Here is a 15,885-nt window from a genome sequence, read left to right as displayed (position 1 = left end):
CGTCATGACTCGGCGATCTCGACGAGCTCGGCGAAGTCGCGTTCGTGGCGCTCGGCCCGCCGTACGTAGGACCAGCCGAGCAGGACCAGCACGGGGTAGATGAGGACGCCGAGCAGCAGGATCGCCACCGGGACCCCGGCCACCCGGAGGTCCGAGAACCGCGGGAAGAGGTGGAAGGTCAGCGGCAGCGCGACCGCGAACGCGAAGAGCGGCGCCAGGGTGAGTACGGCGAGCCGCAGCTGGGCGCGCAGCAGCGACTGGATCATCACCGCTCCGAGGAGGGTCTGGTCGTCGATCTCGTGGGCCCTGGTCCGGCGACTCGTCGTACGCCGTGGAGGCCCGGTGACCCGGACCCGCTCGGGGGGACCGGTGCTCATGGCCGGCCCCGGTTGAGCAGCTCGCGCAACGCCGGGGTGTGCCGCCGGCTCACGACCAGGTCGATGCCCTCACCGACCCGCACGGTGCATCGGCCGCTCTCCATGCGCACCTCGCTGATGTGCGCGAGCGCGACCAGCAGGGAGCGGTGGACGCGCACGAAGCCGGCCGGGCCCCACTGCTCCTCGAGCACGGTCAGGGGAGTGCGCAACAGGTAGGAGTCGTGCGGGGTGTGCAGTCGCGCGTAGTCGCCCTGCGCCTCGACGTGCGTGATGTCGCTGCGGTTGATGAAGCGGGTCACGCCGCCGCGTTCGACCGGGATCTGCTCGTCGCCGCTGGCCGCCGGCTGGGCCACGCCCTCGACCACGCGGCGTACCGCCTCGGCGAGGCGCTCCTCCCGCACCGGCTTGAGCACGTAGTCGACGGCCCGCAGCTCGAAGGCGTCGACGGCATGCTGCTCGTGGGCGGTCACGAACACGATCGGGGGAGGGTTGCGGAAGCGGCTCAGCACCTGGGCGAGCTCCACCCCGGTCAGGCCGGGCATCTGGATGTCGAGGAAGACCGCGTCGATGGTCGTGTCCTGGAGCAGCCGGAGCCCCTCGGTGGCGGAGTCGACGGCCACCACCGAGGCCACGTCGGGGTGGCGCTCCAGCAGGAACGTGAGCTCGTCCAGGGCCGGGCGTTCGTCGTCGACGACGAGGACTCTCAGGGCGGTCATGGGTGCACTCCCGGGGCGAACTTGGGCACCCGGACGATCACTCTCGTCCCGGCGCCGGGGGCGGTCTCGACGATCAGGCCGTAGTCGTCGCCGAAGGTGTCACGCAGCCGGACGTCGACGTTGCCGAGGCCGACCGAGTCGAGGTCGGCGTCGCCGGCCAGCGCCCGGCGTACCCGCTCGGGATCCTCGCCCGCGCCGTTGTCCTCGACCTCGATCACGCAGTCGGCGTCGTGGTCGCGGGCGGTGATCGTGATGTGGCCGTCCCCCTTCTCCGCCAGGCCGTGGCGTACGGCGTTCTCGACGAGCGGCTGGATGCAGAGGAAGGGTACGGCGACCGGCAGCACCTCCGGCGCGATCCGGAGGGTGACGCCGAGCCGGTCACCGAACCGGGCCTGTTCGAGCAGCAGGTAGCGCTCGACGGACCGGAGCTCCTCGGCGAGGGTGGTGAACTCGCCGTGCCTGCGGAACGAGTAGCGGGTGAAGTCGGCGAACTCCAGCAGCAGCTCACGGGCCCGGTCGGGATCGGTGCGCACGAACGACGCGATCGCGCCCAGCGAGTTGTAGATGAAGTGCGGGCTGATCTGGGCGCGCAGGGCCCGCACCTCGGCCTCCATCAACCGGGTGCGCGACGCGTCGAGCTCAGCCAGCTCGAGCTGCCCCGAGACCCATGTGGCGACCTCGTCGGCGGCGCGCACCAGGCCGGCGGTGGCGCTGGGGGTGAACGCCTGCAGGGTGCCGACGATCAGGTCGTCCACGACGAGTGGGGAGACGACGGCGTAGCGGATCGGGCAGTTCGGCACGTGGCACGTGACGCTGCGCTGCGCCACGTGCGTGCGGCCCTCCTCGACGGCGATCGCGGCGAGCTCGGGGCAGTGGGTGGAGTGGTGGTCGCCGGTGCCGTCCCACGCCAGCAGGCCGGCGGTGTCGGTGAGGGCCAGCGCCGGGGCGCCCAGCAGGGCCCGCAGGTGGCGCACGCTGCGCTCGGCGCTGGCACTCGTCAGGCCCTCACGCAGTGCGGGCGAGGCCCGTGATGCGGTGTGCAGGGTGCGGAACGTCGCCCGATCAGCCTCTGTGACGAGGTGGGAACGCCGCCAGCCGAACGCCATGGCCACACACTAGGGCGTAACCGCGCTAGCGGAAGTCGATCAGCAGCAGATCGGACTCCGAGCCGTCCTGCGGTGTGGGCGGCCGCTGGTCGGTGTCGTCACCGGAGTCGTCTGCCTGGTCCGTCGCGTCGGGGTCGTGCTGCTCGTCGAGCCCGTGTGGCGGCGCCCAGGCGTTCTCGACCACGGTCGCCTTGAAGCACCGGCTCAGCCACGGCATCTGCATCCCGTCGGCGCCCCGACCGTAGTCGTCGTACAGCGCGAGTGCGGCCGTCGTACGACGCTCGATCTCGGTGTCACCACGCCCGGAGAGCTCGGTGCGCACCATCGCCTCGAGGGACTCGCGGTTCACGACCTGCCAGTAGCGGAAGGGGGAGTCGCTCACGAAGCCGAAGAGGGTGGAGTTGACCAGGCCGACTGCCGGGGCGTCGCCAGCGGGGGTGTTGCCGAGCACACCGTCGAGCTTGCGGGCCCAGGGGATGCGCTGGTCGCGCTCGTTGCAGACCAGGGCGACCTGGCCACCGGGACGCAGCACCCGCGCGATCGCCTCGAGGTCGTCGGGCACGCCGTGCGTGGAGAGGACGACGTCGATGCTGCGGTCGGGGAACGGAAGCGGCTCGCCGGTGCCCTCCACGTCGGTGACGTCGTGGCCGTCCACGGCGATCGCCTCGGCGACGTCCGCGTCACCCAGCACCACGACGGTGCGCGGCGAGGAGCCCAGCAACCACTGCACGGCCTCGGCCGGGAAGGCGGGTCGGTCCTGGGGAGCGCGCTGGTGGTCCATTGATCCGAGGCTACCTGCTGGACCCGCCGAAGCTGCGTAGCAAGAGGTCCCGCGGACAGGCCGAATGTCGGCTGCCCGCAGCCCCGCTCGACAGCCCCCACCCGCGGCACCTCTAACGTTGCGAGGCATGAGCAGTGTCACGAACGGCGATCCGCTGGCCTCCCTCGCTGCGCTCGAGGGAGTGCCGTCGGCCTTCGCCGGCACCAGGGACGGCGTCGACGCGATGCTGCGGGATCGCGGCCTGCGCAAGACGGCGCCCGAGCTGACCACCGAGTCGCTGCTCCGAGGCGCCTGTGCCAGCGGCGTGCTGGAAGGCTCCGGCTCCAGCCTGGACGAGATCCGCGCCGGAGACGGCGACGAGACCGCACAGGCGGCGATCAGGGTCTCGACCCAGGCGCTCTCGCTGGTGCCGACGCTGAAGACCGCGCCCCTGCAGGCCTTTGCCCGCCTGCACGCCCTGGCCGGCAAGGGCACCCTGGCCGACGAGCAGCTGGGCCGCCCGCGGGACGGCGACGCGGCGGAGCGGCTGAGGATCCTCGGCCAGAGGTTGCTGGCACCCACCACCGCGCCGGCGATGCTGGTCGCGGCCGTCGTACACGCCGAGCTGGCGACGGCGGCACCGTTCGCCTCGCACAACGGCATCGTCGCCCGGGCCGCCGAACGCCTCGTGCTGGTGGCCCGCGGGGTCGACGAGAAGTCGCTGCTGGTGCCCGAGGCGGGCCACCTGGCCCTGCGCGCGGAGTACGAGTCGAACCTGCGCGCCTATGCGAACGCCAGCGGCAGCAGCGGAGTGCACGCGTGGTTGCTCTACGCGGCGGAGGCCTACGCGGCGGCGGCCGAGGCCAGCCCCGTGCGCGGCTGAGTCTGCATCGGTCCGGACATGCGAGCGGCACCCGACTCGCATGGATTCGGGTGCCGCCGCTGACACGCGAAACCCGGGTAACAAGCGTGCACTATCTAACTACTGCCCTCGGGGTCAGACCCGATCTTGGCAAGCGCCCTGAAGAAGGGTAGATCGCCGCGTGGGTACCTGGTTCACGTGCAAACTCTTGAGTTGTATGTCCATGTGTACGCCGGTTCCGGATGCACTTCAAGGGTTGACTTACGGGTCCATTGATGTGTGCCGCGGGGCCACGTGGAGCGGTCAGGCGGGGCCACGCCTGCGCAGGTTCACCGCGATCGCCCCACCGGCTACCATCAGGCCTCCGACCGCCAGTGCGGCCAGTGTCGGCTTGGCCGGAGGCAGCTTCACCCGGCGGCCGAGGTTGACCGGCTTGGTGAAGACCAGCACCGGCCACTCGTGCTCCACGGCCGCCTTGCGCAGCTCCTTGTCGGGGTTCACCGCGTGCGGGTGCCCCACCGCCTCGAGCATGGGCAGGTCGGTGATCGAGTCGCTGTAGGCGTAGCAGTGGGAGAGGTCGAAGCCTTCCTCCGCGGCGAGCTCGCGGATCGCCTCGGCCTTCGTCTCCGCGTAGGCGTAGTAGTCGATCTCGCCGGTGTACTTGCCGTCCACGATCTCCAGGCGCGTGGCGATGACCCGGTCGGCGCCGAGCATCTCTCCGATCGGGCCGACCACCTCGGCACCCGAGGTCGACACGATGATCACCTCGCGGCCGGCCAGGTGGTGCTCCTCGATCAGGCTGACCGCCTCGTCGTAGACCAGCGGGTCGACGATGTTGTGCAGTGTCTCGGCGACGATCTCCCGCACGGTGGCGACGTTCCAGCCGGCGCACAGCTGCGACATGAACTGCCGCAGCTTCTCCATCTGGTCGTGGTCGGCGCCCCCGACGAGGTAGACGAACTGGGCGTAGGCGCTGCGCAGCACGGCCCGCCGCGAGATCAGGCCACCGGCCTGGAAGGGCTTGCTGAACGCGAGCGTGCTCGACTTGGCGATGATCGTCTTGTCGAGGTCGAAGAAGGCGGCTTCGCGAGAGCCGCCCGGATGGTGCGGGCGCTGGGCCGATGCAGGCATGGCCACATCCTAGGTGGACGATTCCAAGGGGAGTGCCGGGCTCGCGGTGCGCCGCTCCCCGATCCGGCACCCTTGGAATCGCCCACCTGGGCAGGCAGCCGGCCGGTTTCCGTGCACAGGCGCGGTCGCGACCAGGTTATCCACAGATGCCGTACGACGAGGAGTCGACCGCCCCTCATGCGGGCAACTCTGGTGGCATGACGAATCCCCTCATCATCACGCGCGACCAGGCCCTCCACGACGAGCTCCAGCGACTGGCCGCGGCGGCCGGTGTGGTTCCCGACGTCACCTCCGACCCGGCCGCCGCCCTGCGGTCCTGGTCGACGGCGTCCGTCGTCCTCCTCGGTGCCGACGTGGCCGACGAGCTGGCCGCGATCGAACCGCCGAGACGCGTGGGCGTCCATCTCGTGGCCTGGGGCCACCTGCCCGACGAGGCGTTCCGCACCGCCCTGGCCCTCGGCATCGAGAACGTCGTCGAGCTGCCGGGCTGCGACTCCTGGGTCCTCGAGGTGCTGGCCGACTCCTCGGAGCGCTTCGACGTCGACGGCGTGACCATCGGCGTGGTCGGCGGGTCGGGCGGTGCCGGGGCCACCACGTTCTCCTGTGCCCTGGCGATGATGGCCGCCCGTGAGGGCCCGGCCTGCCTGATCGACACCGATCCGCTCGGGCCCGGCGCCGACCAGGTGCTCGGCATGGAGCGCCTAGACGGCGTCCGGTGGGACGCGTTGCAGCAGACCACCGGCCGGCTCGGTGCGCGGGCGCTGCGCGATGCCCTGCCCCGGCGAGGCGATCTGGGTGTGCTGACCTTCGGCGCCGGCGGCCCGAGTGGCGTCGAGACCCTGCAGCCGTTCGCTGCCCGGGCGGCCGTGGCGGCGGCGACCCGGGGCCATCGTGTGGTGGTGCTCGACCTGCCGCGCGCCGGGGGCGACCTTGCCGAGGAGCTGATGGCGCGATGCCAGTCGCTGGTCGTCGTGACCCGGGCGACCCTGCCCGGTCTGTCGTCCGCGGCTCGCTTCGCGGAGCTGGCCCGCAGGTCCGGGCCCTTGGCCCTGGTGGTCCGCGGGTCGGGGGTCGACGCGGCCGAGGCCCAGCGACTGGTCGGTGCGCCGGTGCTTGCGGCGATGCCCGACCAACGCGGCCTCGACGAGGCGATCGACCTCGGCCAGGGGCCGGTGAAGTCGCGCCGCGGAGTCCTCGCGAAGGCTGCCCGGGACGTGTTGCGGGCGGTGGGCCCGGCGGCCGCGGCCAGGTCGGCGGCGTGATCGGTGAGGTGCCCGAGGAGCTCCTCGATGAGGTCCGCGAACGCCTGGCCCGCGACGGGCACCTGCTCACCCCGCAGCGGGTGGCGGAGGCACTGCGGTCGGCGGGGCGACCGGTCGGCGACGCCACGGTGCTCGCGGTGCACGAGTCGTTGCGCGCCGACGTGGTCGGCGTGGGCATCCTCGAGCCGCTGCTGCGACAGGAGGGCGTGACCGACGTCCTGGTGAACAGCCCCGACTCGGTCTGGTTCGACCGTGGCCGCGGCCTCGAGTCGGCCGGAGTCCGGTTCCCGAACGAGGAGGCCGTACGCCGACTCGCGCAACGGCTGGCCTCGTCCGGTGGGCGTCGCCTCGACGACGCCACCCCCTACGTCGACGTGCGCCTGCGCGACGGCACCCGCTGCCATGCCGTGCTCGCTCCGGTCGCCCGCCCCGGCACGGTGATCTCGCTCCGGGTGCCGCGGCCGGCCGGCTGGTCCCTCGACGAGCTCGCCGACCGCGGAATGCTGGGTGGCGACGCGCTCACGTTGATCCGCCGGGTGCTGGCCGCGCGCCTCTCGTTCCTGGTCTCGGGCGGCACGGGCAGCGGCAAGACGACCCTCCTGGCCGCGATGCTGGGCGAGGTCGACCCGGCGCACCGGCTGGTCCTCGTCGAGGACTCCAGTGAGCTCCGCCCCGACCACCCCCACGTGGTGGGGCTGGAGGCACGGGTGGCCAACGTCGAGGGCGCCGGCGAGATCCCGATGCGCACCCTCGTGCGCCAGGCCCTGCGCATGCGGCCCGACCGGCTGGTCGTGGGCGAGGTCCGTGGCATCGAGGTGGTCGACCTGCTGGCCGCCCTCAACACCGGGCACGAGGGCGGCTGCGGCACGCTCCACGCCAACTCCGCCGCCGACGTACCCGCCCGCGTCGAGGCGCTGGCCCTGCCCGCCGGGCTCGGGCGCGACGCCGTGCACAGCCAGCTGGCGTCGGCGATAGACGTCTTCCTGCACCTCGGTCGCGACCGCGCGGGCGAGCGCCGGCTGGCAGAGATCGCCGTGCCCGCCCGCGGACCGACCGGCTTCGTCGACGCGCTCACCGCCGTCAGCTTCCCGGTCGACGGCCGGGTGCGTGAGGGGCCGGGCATCGAGCGCCTGGCCGACCGCCTGGCGGAGCCGTGAGTGCCCTGGTCGCGGCGGGCCTCGCCGGAGTCGCCGTGCTCCTGGTCCGGCCGCTACCGCGGTGTCGTCCGCTCGCCAGGCACGTCTGGTTCGCGGGCCTGGTCGTCGCTGTCTGTGCCGTCGCCCTCTCGGGTGGAGTGCCGTGGAGGTTCGCGGCACCCGCGGTGATCGGCGTCGGTGCCGTTGCCGGCCTCGGCTCCCTGCGCACCAAGCGCCGTCGGTCCGTCGAGGCGGCCCGCACCGGCGCGCACATCCAGGAGGTGTGCGAGCTGATCAGCGGTGAGCTCCAGGCCGGCATGCCGGTGGGTCGGTGTCTCTCCGAGGCCGCCTCGGTGTGGCCTCCCATGTCAGCCGTGACGTCTGCCCACACCCTCGGCGGCTCGGTGCCCGACGCGTTGCGTGAGCTGGCGGTGCGCCCCGGAGCGGGTGACCTGCGGCTGGTGGCGGCGGCCTGGCAGGTCGCGGTCCGGTCGGGGAGCGGCCTGGCGGAGGCACTCGCCGGGGTCGCCGAGACCGTCCGGGCTCGCGAGGCGACCCGGCGGCTGGTCCGCTCGGAGCTGGCCTCGGCGCGCTCGACGGCGAGGTTGATGGCAGCACTCCCGGCGCTCACCCTGGCCATGGGGTCCGGCGCGGGCGGCGACCCGTTCCGGTTCCTGGTCGGCACTCCTCTGGGCCTGGGCTGCCTGGCCGTCGGCGTCCTGCTGACCGTGGTGGGGCTGCGCTGGATCGAGTCCATCGCGTCCGGAGTCGAGGCGACGGCGTGACCCCCGCGGTGATGACGGCGCTGCTGGCGGCTGCCGCGGTGTTCCTCGTGTTCCCGCCGCGCCGCACCGTGCGTCGACCAGACCGACACAACCCGGCGGACCTGCAGCGGGAGGCTTCGCTCCTGGTGCGGTTCCGGCCGCTGGTGAGTGCGTGCGCCGCACTCGGGGGAGTGACGTTCTTCTCGATGCCGCTGGGAGGCGTGGTGGCCGTCGTCGGGTTCGTGGCCGCGTGGGTGACCATCGGCCGCTCGGAGCCGGCTGCCGTACGCCGACAACGCGAGGCCGCCGTGCGTGAGCTGCCGCAGGTCGTGCACCTGCTGGGACTCGTGCTGGCCGCCGGCGGGTCCCTGCCCGAGGCGGTGCGACAGGTGTCCCGGGCGCTTCCCGGCCCCGGGGCCGAACCACTGCGTCGGGCCGAGGCCAGGCTCGGCATCGGGATGGCGCCGGTCGACGTGTGGCGCGAGCTGTCCGCCGTGCCGGCGTACGACCGGGTGGGGCGCGCACTCCTGCGGGCGGAGGCGTCCGGTGTTCCCATCGCCGATGTCGTACGCCGGCTCGGCAACGACCTCGAACGCGAGGAGAGGGCCCGGGTCGAGGACCGTGCCCGCACGGTCGGCGTCCGCGCGGCGGTGCCTCTCGGCCTGTTCCTGCTGCCCGCGTTCCTGGTGATCGGCATCGTGCCGGTGATCGCCGCGGCGTTGGGGTCGCTGTCGTGGTGATCCCACCGGTTTCCGTGCACAGGAAGGTTGCTGCAGGTGTTCTCCACAGGGCGGGTCGGGGCGTCCACGAGGGGACCCGGAAACGGCGAGGGTGGAAGCACCGGCCGCGCCCGTGGCCGGAGAAGAAGGAGGTTGTCCATGACAGTGACAGGCACGACGCGCCGCGACGAGCGGGGTATCACCACGGCCGAATACGCGGTGGGCACGGCGGCCGGGGCGGGCCTGGCCGGTGTGCTCTACCAGCTGGTGACCGGCGGCTTCGGCGACCAGATGCTGCGGCAGATGTTCAACCATGTGCTCGGGATGCTCGGCATCGGATGAGGCGCGACGAGCGGGGGGCGGTCACCGCGGAGACGGCGCTCGCCCTCCCGCTCCTGGTCGCGGTGACCCTGGCGATGGTGTGGCTGCTGACCTTCGGCGTCGCCCAGATGAAGTCGACCGATGCCGCGCGTGAGGCCGCTCGTGCGCTGGCCCGTGGTGAGACCGCCGACCGGGCCGTCGCGCTCGCGCACGAGGTCGCTCCCGGTGCGTCGGTGAGCATCAGCGAGGGCGACGGCACGGTGACCGTGGTGGTCAGCGACCAGGTGCCGTCGCCCGGAGGCGTGTTCGACGGGCTGAGCGGCGACACCCACGGCGAGGCGACTGCCCTGCGGGAGGAGTCCGACGATGCGGGGTGAACGCGGCTCGGCGTCCCTGCTCGTGGTCTCGCTGATCGGCGTGGTCGTGCTGCTCGGGCTCGCCGCCGCGTTCATGACGGCGACGGCGGCCGCCCACCGCCGGGCCCAGGCCGGGGCAGACCTGGCGGCGCTCGCGGGTGCGGTGACCCTGCAGGACGCCGGCGATGCCTGCGCGGCCGCGTCGGGAGTGGCGGCGGCCAACGAGGCCGAGCTGACCACGTGTGACCTGTTCGGCGAGGACGTGGTGGTCTCCGTGCGGGTCGAGGGCCCCGAGTTCCTGGGCCACACCTTCGAGATCACCGGCCACTCGCGTGCCGGCCCTCAACCCACCGGGTGAGATCGCCGAGCGGGTGTCGGGTTTCCCCGACAACAGGTGTGGTGCTGGCAGGATCGTTTCCGGACGCCCGAATTCCTAGCGTTGACGACATGAGCCACGCACTGACAGAGCACCCCGCCGAGCCCGCCGTCCCCGGCGGGGACACCACGACCTGGATCGAGCCGATCGCCACACCGTCAGCACCCCACGACACCGCACGACGTTCGCCGTCGTGGGGGCGCCGCGTGCTGCTCGACTCGGCCTACAACGTGAGCGCCCTCGCGCTCGCCGTACCTGCCTTCGTGCTGATGGTCACCGGGCTGGCCGTCGGCGTGGCGCTGGCGGTCACCCTGTTCGGGCTCCCGGTCCTGGCCCTGACGGCGTACGTCGCCCGTGGCTTCGCCCACGTCGAGCGCCGCCGCGTGCGCACCCTGTTGTACGCCGACGCACCGACGCCGCACTACCGCCGGGCCCGTGACGAGTCGGGCTGGCTGCGACGGGCCGTCGCGCCCCTGACCGATCCGCAGTCGTGGCTCGACATCGTCTGGTCCGTGGTCGGCTTCGCGACCTCGATCCTCGCGTTCGTCGCCACGGTGGTCTGGTGGTCCGTGACCGCCGGCGGCCTGACCTACTGGTTCTGGCAGCGCTACATCCCCTTCGACGACGAGGGCAACCAGACGCTCGCCGAGCTGCTCGGCTTCGGTGACGGGCGCCGGGCCGAGAGCGTGCTGATGCTGATCATCGGCGTCGTGGCCCTGCTGACCCTGCCGTTCGTGATGCGCCTGGTCGCGCTGGTGCAGTCCAGCCTGAGTCGTGTGATGCTCTCGAGCCGGGGCGTGCTGCAGCAGGAGATGACCCGCCTCGAGGACACCCGCCACGCCGCTCGCCTCGCCGAGGCCGGGTCACTGCGCCGCCTCGAACGCGACATCCACGACGGTCCCCAGCAGCGCCTGGTCCGCCTCGGGATGGACCTCGGTCGGGCTCGCAAGCAGCTCGACACCGACCCCGACCTGGCCCGCACCACCATCGACACCGCCCTGAAGCAGGCGCGTGAGGCCGTGGAGGAGCTGCGATCACTCTCCCGCGGGATCGCGCCACCGATCCTCGTCGACCGCGGCCTGGCCGCTGCCCTCCAGGAGCTGGCCGGACGCGCCGCGGTGCCGGTCACGGCAGCCATCGACGACCTGGGTGAGGTGCCGCCCCACGTCGAGACCGCCGCCTACTACGTCGCCTCCGAGGCGCTGACCAACGTCGCCAAGCACAGCGGGGTCGACCACGCCCGCCTCGACGTCCGCCGCGACGGCGACCTGCTCGCGGTCGAGGTCGTCGACCACGGCGTCGGTGGTGCCGCGTCGGGCAAGGGGCACGGCCTGGCCGGGCTCGAACAGCGGGTGCGTGCCGCCGACGGTGTGCTCCGGATCGACTCGCCGGCCGGCGGTCCGACCACGATCAGGGCGGAGCTTCCGTGCGCATAGTCATCGCCGACGACTCCCTGCTGCTCCGCGAGGGGCTGCAGCTGTTGCTCACCGAGGCCGGCCACGACGTGGTCTCCTCTGTGGGCGACGGTCCGTCGTTCGTCGAGGCTGCCCTGGCTGAACGCCCCGACGTGAGCATCGTCGACATCCGGATGCCGCCCTCACACACCGACGAGGGCCTCCGCGCCGCGGTCGACGTACGCCGCGCCTGGCCGGCCGCACCGGTGATGGTGCTCTCGCAGTACGTCGAGGTCTCCTACGCCGACGAGCTGATCGCCGGCGGCCAGGGCAGCATCGGCTACCTGCTCAAGGACCGGGTCAGCGACATCGACGACTTCCTCGACTCGCTCCAGCGGGTCGCCGAGGGCGGCACGGTGATGGACCCGCTGGTCATCTCCCAGCTGATGGGCCGCCGACCGGACCCGCTCGAGTCGCTGACGCCGCGCGAGCGCGAGGTGCTCGGGCTGATGGCCGAGGGGCTCTCCAACACCTCGATCGCGGAGCGCCTCATGGTCACGCTCGGCGGCGTCGAGAAGCACACCCAGCGCATCTTCGCCAAGCTCGGCCTGCTGCCCGACGAGTCCGCACACCGGCGGGTGCTGGCCGTGCTCCGGTTCCTCCGCTGAGGTCTCGCTGAAGCCGTTGAGGTCTCGCTCAGGCCTCGCGACCCGGGTCGGCATCGGCCTGACGCTGCTCGGCGAGCTTCTCGAGCTGCTTGTGCTCGCGACGGGCCTGGATGCTGCGCTTGGTGCCCGAGGCCATCAACTTGGCGCCCAGGCCGATGAACACGACGCTGAGCGCGCCGACCACGAAGAGCGTCACCGGCGGCACCTCCATGCCGAAGTACTCGACGTTGCCGCCGTCGACGAGGAAGACGCCACCGAGGATCGCGATGACCGCGAGGGCGATGAGCAGAAGACCGAGAATCACCATGTCGGTCACGCTACTCCCCGCAACGGTGCAAACCAGATCGATGCAACCGGATCAGCGCGCCATCGCTCTTGTGTTCAGGACTCCGGACACCGTGGAGTCACACCAACCCGGAGGGAGCACCGTGGACGAGGCGGACTTCGACGACTTCTACGCGGCGTCGTTCTCGAGGCTGGTCGGACATCTCTATGTGATGACCGGCAACTTCACCGAGGCCCAGGACTGCGTCCAGGAGGCGTTCGTCCGTGCCTGGGACCACCGACGCACGCTCCGGAACGTCGGTTCGCCCGAGGCCTGGGTGCGCACGGTCGCCTGGCGGATCGCGATCAGCCGCTTCAACCGGGCGAGACGCGGTCGCGAGCTGAACCGGCTCAACGAAGGGCACGCGCCACCCGTGGTCCCCGACGTCGAACACACGGCTTTGGTCACGGCCCTGCGCGGCATCACGGCCGACCAGCGCCGGGCGATCGTCCTCCACCACCTCTGCGACCTCTCCGTCGCGGACGTGGCCCGCGAGACCGGCGTACCGACGGGCACCGTCAAGGCACGGCTGGCCCGCGGACGCGCCGCCCTCGCCGAACTCCTCACAGACAAGTCCGACCAGACGGAGGCACACCATGGCTGACGACGAACTCGGCGCGCTGCTCACCCTCGCGCGCACCGCGCAGGACCGGGCCACACCGGTCAACCCCGGGCTGGTCCGTCGGTCGGGTGCCCAGAGGCGCCACCGGCGCACCGCGGCCATCGGCGGACTCGCCGCCGCAGTGCTGATCGGCGGTGCCGGAGCGACCGCCTGGCTGGCCTCGCCCGACGACCACGGTGGCGACAAGGACCAGGTCGTGGCGGCCGAGGCCGACGTGCTCGGACCCGACGGGTACGGCGACCTCAAGCTCGGCATGGGGCTCGACGAGGCCGAGGCGACCGGCGTGGTCGACATCGGCGGGGGCGGTCCGGGACAGACGTGTCGCACGATGTCGCTGACCGCCCACCCGCCGGCCAGGAACACGACGTCCGGCTACTACTCCGAGAAGTACGGCGTCGCGGCGGTCTTCGCGGCCGACGACATGGAGACTCCCGAGGGCATCGGCCTCGGGTCGACCCTCGACCAGGTGCGCGCCGCCTATCCGACGGTGGAGGAAGCACCCAACGGTTGGTACGTGCCGGTGGCCGGCCAGAAGGGAACGTCGTACTACTTCGGCGTGGAACAGGACGGACGCGTCGGCGAGCTGGCCGTCGAGCTCGACAGCCAGGACTGCTTCGGCTGACGGATCACCCCAGCAGCACGTCGAGCAACCGGACCGCCCCCGGCTTGTCGAGGGGGTGGTTCTGGTTGCCGCACTTGGGTGACTGGACGCACGACGGGCAGCCCTCGGTGCAGGCGCAGCTCGCGATCGCCTCGCGGGTGGCGGCCAGCCACTCGCGTGCCACCGTGAAGCCGCGCTCGGCGAAGCCCGCGCCGCCCGGGTGGCCGTCGTAGACGAAGACGGTCAGCTGGCCGGTGTCGGCGTGCAGGGCCGTGGAGACGCCGCCGATGTCCCACCGGTCGCACGTCGCGAAGAGCGGCAGCAGGCCGATGGAGGCGTGCTCGGCCGCGTGTGCCGATCCCGGCAGGTCGGCCTCGGCGAGTCCGGCGTCCTCGAGCACCGCGGCCGGGACGGTCCACCACACCGCAGCGGTGCGCAGCGTGCGCTCGGGCAGGTCGAGCGGCTCCTCCGAGATCACCTCGCCACTGGGGACGCGCCGCTTCAGGAACGAGACCACCTGGTGGGAGACGTCGACCTCACCGAACGACATGCGACAGCGCCCCCACGGCTCGTGGCGCCGCTCCTGGGCGATGCGGATGTCGGTGGTCTCGCGGGCCGACGTGGAGTACGACGGGTCGGCGCGGTCCATCATCGCGACGTTGTCCTCGACGTCGAGCGAGGAGACCAGCCACGTCTCTCCTAGGTGCACGTAGACGGCACCGGCGTGGGCGGTGCCGTGGGCCGACCCCGCATCGACGGTGCCGATCACGCGACCCGTTGAGCCCTCGATGAGCTGCACGGGCGACCCGCCGGCCGAGCGGATGTCGGCGAAGTCGCTGGCCCGCCGCCGGTCGGTCCAGAACCAGTCCCGGCCGCGCCGGCGCAGGAGGCCGGCCTCGGTCAGCGCGTCGACCGCTTCGCGCGCCGTCTCGCCGAACAGCCCGAGCTCGTCCGGCGAGAGCGGCAACTCCTCGGCGGCGGCCAGCAGGTGCGGGCCCAGGATGTAGTGGTTCGACGGGTCGAAGACGCACGCCTCGACCGGACGACCGATCAGGGCCTCGGGGTGGGTGACCAGGTAGGTGTCGAGCGGGTCGTCGCGCGCCACGAGGATGCCGAGCGCGTCCTGGCCCTCACGCCCGGCGCGGCCGACCTGCTGCCAGAGGGCGGCCCGGGTGCCCGGGAAACCGGCGAGCAGCACGGCGTCGAGTCCGCTCACGTCGATGCCGAGCTCGAGGGCGTTGGTGGCAGCCAGCCCGACCAGGTCGCCGGAGCGGAGCCGCTGCTCGAGGGCGCGGCGCTCCTCGGGCAGGTAGCCGCCGCGGTACGGCGCCACCCGGCCGGCCAGCTCGGGGGCGACCTGGCCGAGCGATTCGGCGGCGATGGCCGCGACGGACTCCGCGCCACGGCGGGAGCGCACGAACGCGAGCGTGCGCACTCCCGCGACGACGAGGTCCGTGAGCAGGTCGGCGACCTCGGAGGTCGCGGCCCGGCGTACGGGTGCGCCGTTCTCGCCGAGGTGGGAGACGAACGGCGGCTCCCACAGCGCCAGCGCCACCTGGCCGCGAGGAGAGGTGTCGTCGGTGACCGCGACCATCTCGTGACCGGTCAGGCGCAGGCCGAGCTCGGCAGGTGAGGCGACCGTGGCCGAGGCGAGCACGAACGTCGGGGACGCGCCGTAGAGCGCGCACACCCGGCGCAGCCGGCGCAGCACGTGGGAGACGTGGGCGCCGAAGACCCCGCGGTAGTGGTGGCACTCGTCGATGACCACGTAGCGCAGGGACCGCCAGAACCTGGCCCAGCGGGCGTGCCCGGGCAGCATCGAACGGTGCAGCATGTCGGGGTTGGTGAGGAGGTACTCGCCGTGGTCGCGGGCCCAGTCGCGCTGCTCGCGGGAGCTGTCACCGTCGTGCGTGGCCGCCCGGACGTCGAGTCCCAGGGCATGCAGGGAGGCCAGCTGGTCCTGGGCCAGCGCCTTGGTCGGGGCGACGTACAGCGCAGTCGCGCCCCGCTCGCCGCGCGGCCCGCGCTGCTCCAGGCAGGCCGTGAGGGCAGGCGCCTGGTAGACCAGCGACTTGCCGGACGCGGTGCCGGTGGCCACCACCACGTGTCGCCCGGAGTGCGCCGCCTCGGCGCCCTCGACCTGGTGCTGCCACGGGCGTACGACTCCCCGAGCGGCGAACGCCTCGCGCACCGGCGCGGCCACCCACGCCGGCCATTCGGCGTACGTCGGGGCGCGCGGGGGCAGCACCTCGACATGACGGAGCCGGTCGGCGCGGGACGGGGTCGCCACGGCGTCGATCAGGCCCCGCACCTCAGGCCGTGAGGGAGGGTGGAGTGGGGGCACGGGACCAGTGTGGCAAGGGCCTCCGACAGCCCGGATTCGCGCCAC

General features: G+C 72.6%; 19 protein-coding genes. 12 read left to right on the top strand and 7 right to left on the bottom strand.

Translation table 11 applies throughout. From position 1 onward, the window contains the following. Positions 1-2: 2 nt before the first annotated feature. From ASD66_RS06310 to ASD66_RS06295, 4 genes are read right to left on the bottom strand one after another with little or no spacing between them, the layout of a single operon-like run. A complete protein-coding gene (locus ASD66_RS06310) occupies positions 3-377 on the bottom strand; it encodes a hypothetical protein (RefSeq protein WP_056890326.1) in 375 nt (124 codons plus the stop codon). Next, the gene (locus ASD66_RS06305; RefSeq protein WP_056679829.1) at positions 374-1,093 is read right to left on the bottom strand and encodes a LytR/AlgR family response regulator transcription factor; all 720 of its coding nucleotides are present in this window, start codon (positions 1,091-1,093) and stop codon (positions 374-376) included. Before ASD66_RS06305 ends, ASD66_RS06310 begins: the two co-directional genes overlap by 4 nt. Continuing rightward, positions 1,090-2,199 (bottom strand): sensor histidine kinase, encoded by a 1,110-nt coding sequence (locus tag ASD66_RS06300; protein ID WP_056679832.1) that lies wholly within the window; start codon positions 2,197-2,199, stop codon positions 1,090-1,092. Before ASD66_RS06300 ends, ASD66_RS06305 begins: the two co-directional genes overlap by 4 nt. Before the next feature lie 25 nt (positions 2,200-2,224). Further along, positions 2,225-2,980, bottom strand: a complete 756-nt coding sequence (locus ASD66_RS06295; RefSeq protein WP_056890325.1) for a class I SAM-dependent methyltransferase — start codon at positions 2,978-2,980, stop codon at positions 2,225-2,227. Positions 2,981-3,107: 127 nt separating this feature from the next. Here ASD66_RS06295 and ASD66_RS06290 point away from each other — a divergent pair, with 127 nt between their 5' ends. Then, positions 3,108-3,842, top strand: coding sequence for a hypothetical protein (locus ASD66_RS06290; protein WP_056890324.1), 735 nt, complete (start codon positions 3,108-3,110; stop codon positions 3,840-3,842). Positions 3,843-4,124: 282 nt separating this feature from the next. Here ASD66_RS06290 and ASD66_RS06285 read toward each other — a convergent pair whose 3' ends face one another. After that, complete coding sequence (locus tag ASD66_RS06285; RefSeq protein ID WP_056679840.1) at positions 4,125-4,952, bottom strand: HAD family hydrolase; 828 nt, start codon at positions 4,950-4,952, stop codon at positions 4,125-4,127. A gap of 197 nt (positions 4,953-5,149) precedes the next feature. On the opposite strand from ASD66_RS06285, the gene ssd reads away from it, so the two are divergent. From ssd to ASD66_RS06240, 9 genes are all read left to right on the top strand, one after another. Beyond that, positions 5,150-6,214, top strand: a complete 1,065-nt coding sequence (ssd, locus tag ASD66_RS24900) for a septum site-determining protein Ssd (protein WP_056679943.1) — start codon at positions 5,150-5,152, stop codon at positions 6,212-6,214. Further along, positions 6,211-7,371 (top strand): TadA family conjugal transfer-associated ATPase, encoded by a 1,161-nt coding sequence (locus ASD66_RS06275; RefSeq protein WP_414858563.1) that lies wholly within the window; start codon positions 6,211-6,213, stop codon positions 7,369-7,371. The genes ssd and ASD66_RS06275 overlap by 4 nt, the downstream gene beginning before the upstream one ends. Next, entirely contained in the window at positions 7,368-8,135 is a 768-nt protein-coding gene (locus tag ASD66_RS06270; RefSeq protein ID WP_056890323.1) for a type II secretion system F family protein, read from the top strand. Before ASD66_RS06275 ends, ASD66_RS06270 begins: the two co-directional genes overlap by 4 nt. Next, positions 8,132-8,854, top strand: coding sequence for a type II secretion system F family protein (locus ASD66_RS06265; RefSeq protein ID WP_056890322.1), 723 nt, complete (start codon positions 8,132-8,134; stop codon positions 8,852-8,854). The genes ASD66_RS06270 and ASD66_RS06265 overlap by 4 nt, the downstream gene beginning before the upstream one ends. A gap of 138 nt (positions 8,855-8,992) precedes the next feature. Continuing rightward, on the top strand, positions 8,993-9,175 hold the full coding sequence (locus ASD66_RS06260; protein WP_056679849.1) for a DUF4244 domain-containing protein: 183 nt from the start codon (positions 8,993-8,995) through the stop codon (positions 9,173-9,175). After that, on the top strand, positions 9,172-9,531 hold the full coding sequence (locus ASD66_RS06255; protein WP_056679852.1) for a TadE family type IV pilus minor pilin: 360 nt from the start codon (positions 9,172-9,174) through the stop codon (positions 9,529-9,531). The genes ASD66_RS06260 and ASD66_RS06255 overlap by 4 nt, the downstream gene beginning before the upstream one ends. Next, complete coding sequence (locus ASD66_RS06250) at positions 9,521-9,868, top strand: Rv3654c family TadE-like protein (protein ID WP_082563681.1); 348 nt, start codon at positions 9,521-9,523, stop codon at positions 9,866-9,868. The genes ASD66_RS06255 and ASD66_RS06250 overlap by 11 nt, the downstream gene beginning before the upstream one ends. Positions 9,869-9,957: 89 nt before the next feature. Then, entirely contained in the window at positions 9,958-11,322 is a 1,365-nt protein-coding gene (locus ASD66_RS06245) for a sensor histidine kinase (protein ID WP_056890321.1), read from the top strand. Next, complete coding sequence (locus ASD66_RS06240; RefSeq protein ID WP_056890320.1) at positions 11,313-11,948, top strand: response regulator; 636 nt, start codon at positions 11,313-11,315, stop codon at positions 11,946-11,948. The genes ASD66_RS06245 and ASD66_RS06240 overlap by 10 nt, the downstream gene beginning before the upstream one ends. Positions 11,949-11,976: 28 nt before the next feature. Here ASD66_RS06240 and ASD66_RS06235 read toward each other — a convergent pair whose 3' ends face one another. Beyond that, on the bottom strand, positions 11,977-12,255 hold the full coding sequence (locus ASD66_RS06235; protein WP_156388553.1) for a hypothetical protein: 279 nt from the start codon (positions 12,253-12,255) through the stop codon (positions 11,977-11,979). Positions 12,256-12,376: 121 nt separating this feature from the next. On the opposite strand from ASD66_RS06235, the gene ASD66_RS06230 reads away from it, so the two are divergent. Both ASD66_RS06230 and ASD66_RS06225 read left to right on the top strand, forming a co-directional pair. Next, positions 12,377-12,877, top strand: coding sequence for a SigE family RNA polymerase sigma factor (locus ASD66_RS06230; RefSeq protein ID WP_056679867.1), 501 nt, complete (start codon positions 12,377-12,379; stop codon positions 12,875-12,877). After that, positions 12,870-13,517 carry a hypothetical protein gene (locus tag ASD66_RS06225; protein WP_056679869.1) on the top strand — a complete coding sequence of 216 codons (648 nt, stop codon included), beginning with the start codon at positions 12,870-12,872 and terminating at the stop codon, positions 13,515-13,517. The genes ASD66_RS06230 and ASD66_RS06225 overlap by 8 nt, the downstream gene beginning before the upstream one ends. A gap of 4 nt (positions 13,518-13,521) precedes the next feature. On the opposite strand, the gene ASD66_RS06220 is transcribed toward ASD66_RS06225, so the two are convergent. Then, a complete protein-coding gene (locus ASD66_RS06220) occupies positions 13,522-15,840 on the bottom strand; it encodes a DEAD/DEAH box helicase (RefSeq protein WP_235529974.1) in 2,319 nt (772 codons plus the stop codon). Positions 15,841-15,885 lie beyond the last annotated feature (45 nt).

The organism is Nocardioides sp. Root151, assembly GCF_001427925.1.
Lineage (GTDB): Bacteria > Actinomycetota > Actinomycetes > Propionibacteriales > Nocardioidaceae > Nocardioides.
Note: the sequence above shows the minus strand (reverse complement) of the source record. Positions and strands in the feature narration are given on the sequence as shown.

Bases quoted from the DNA above. Each gene is read 5' to 3' on its own strand.
- ASD66_RS06310 (WP_056890326.1), bottom strand. From the start codon at position 377: ATGAGCACCGGTCCCCCCGAGCGGGTCCGGGTCACCGGGCCTCCACGG.
- ASD66_RS06305 (WP_056679829.1), bottom strand. From the start codon at position 1,093: ATGACCGCCCTGAGAGTCCTCGTCGTCGACGACGAACGCCCGGCCCTG.
- ASD66_RS06300 (WP_056679832.1), bottom strand. From the start codon at position 2,199: ATGGCGTTCGGCTGGCGGCGTTCCCACCTCGTCACAGAGGCTGATCGG.
- ASD66_RS06295 (WP_056890325.1), bottom strand. From the start codon at position 2,980: ATGGACCACCAGCGCGCTCCCCAGGACCGACCCGCCTTCCCGGCCGAG.
- ASD66_RS06290 (WP_056890324.1), top strand. From the start codon at position 3,108: ATGAGCAGTGTCACGAACGGCGATCCGCTGGCCTCCCTCGCTGCGCTC.
- ASD66_RS06285 (WP_056679840.1), bottom strand. From the start codon at position 4,952: ATGCCTGCATCGGCCCAGCGCCCGCACCATCCGGGCGGCTCTCGCGAA.
- ssd (WP_056679943.1), top strand. From the start codon at position 5,150: ATGACGAATCCCCTCATCATCACGCGCGACCAGGCCCTCCACGACGAG.
- ASD66_RS06260 (WP_056679849.1), top strand. From the start codon at position 8,993: ATGACAGTGACAGGCACGACGCGCCGCGACGAGCGGGGTATCACCACG.
- ASD66_RS06255 (WP_056679852.1), top strand. From the start codon at position 9,172: ATGAGGCGCGACGAGCGGGGGGCGGTCACCGCGGAGACGGCGCTCGCC.
- ASD66_RS06250 (WP_082563681.1), top strand. From the start codon at position 9,521: ATGCGGGGTGAACGCGGCTCGGCGTCCCTGCTCGTGGTCTCGCTGATC.
- ASD66_RS06245 (WP_056890321.1), top strand. From the start codon at position 9,958: ATGAGCCACGCACTGACAGAGCACCCCGCCGAGCCCGCCGTCCCCGGC.
- ASD66_RS06235 (WP_156388553.1), bottom strand. From the start codon at position 12,255: ATGGTGATTCTCGGTCTTCTGCTCATCGCCCTCGCGGTCATCGCGATC.
- ASD66_RS06225 (WP_056679869.1), top strand. From the start codon at position 12,870: ATGGCTGACGACGAACTCGGCGCGCTGCTCACCCTCGCGCGCACCGCG.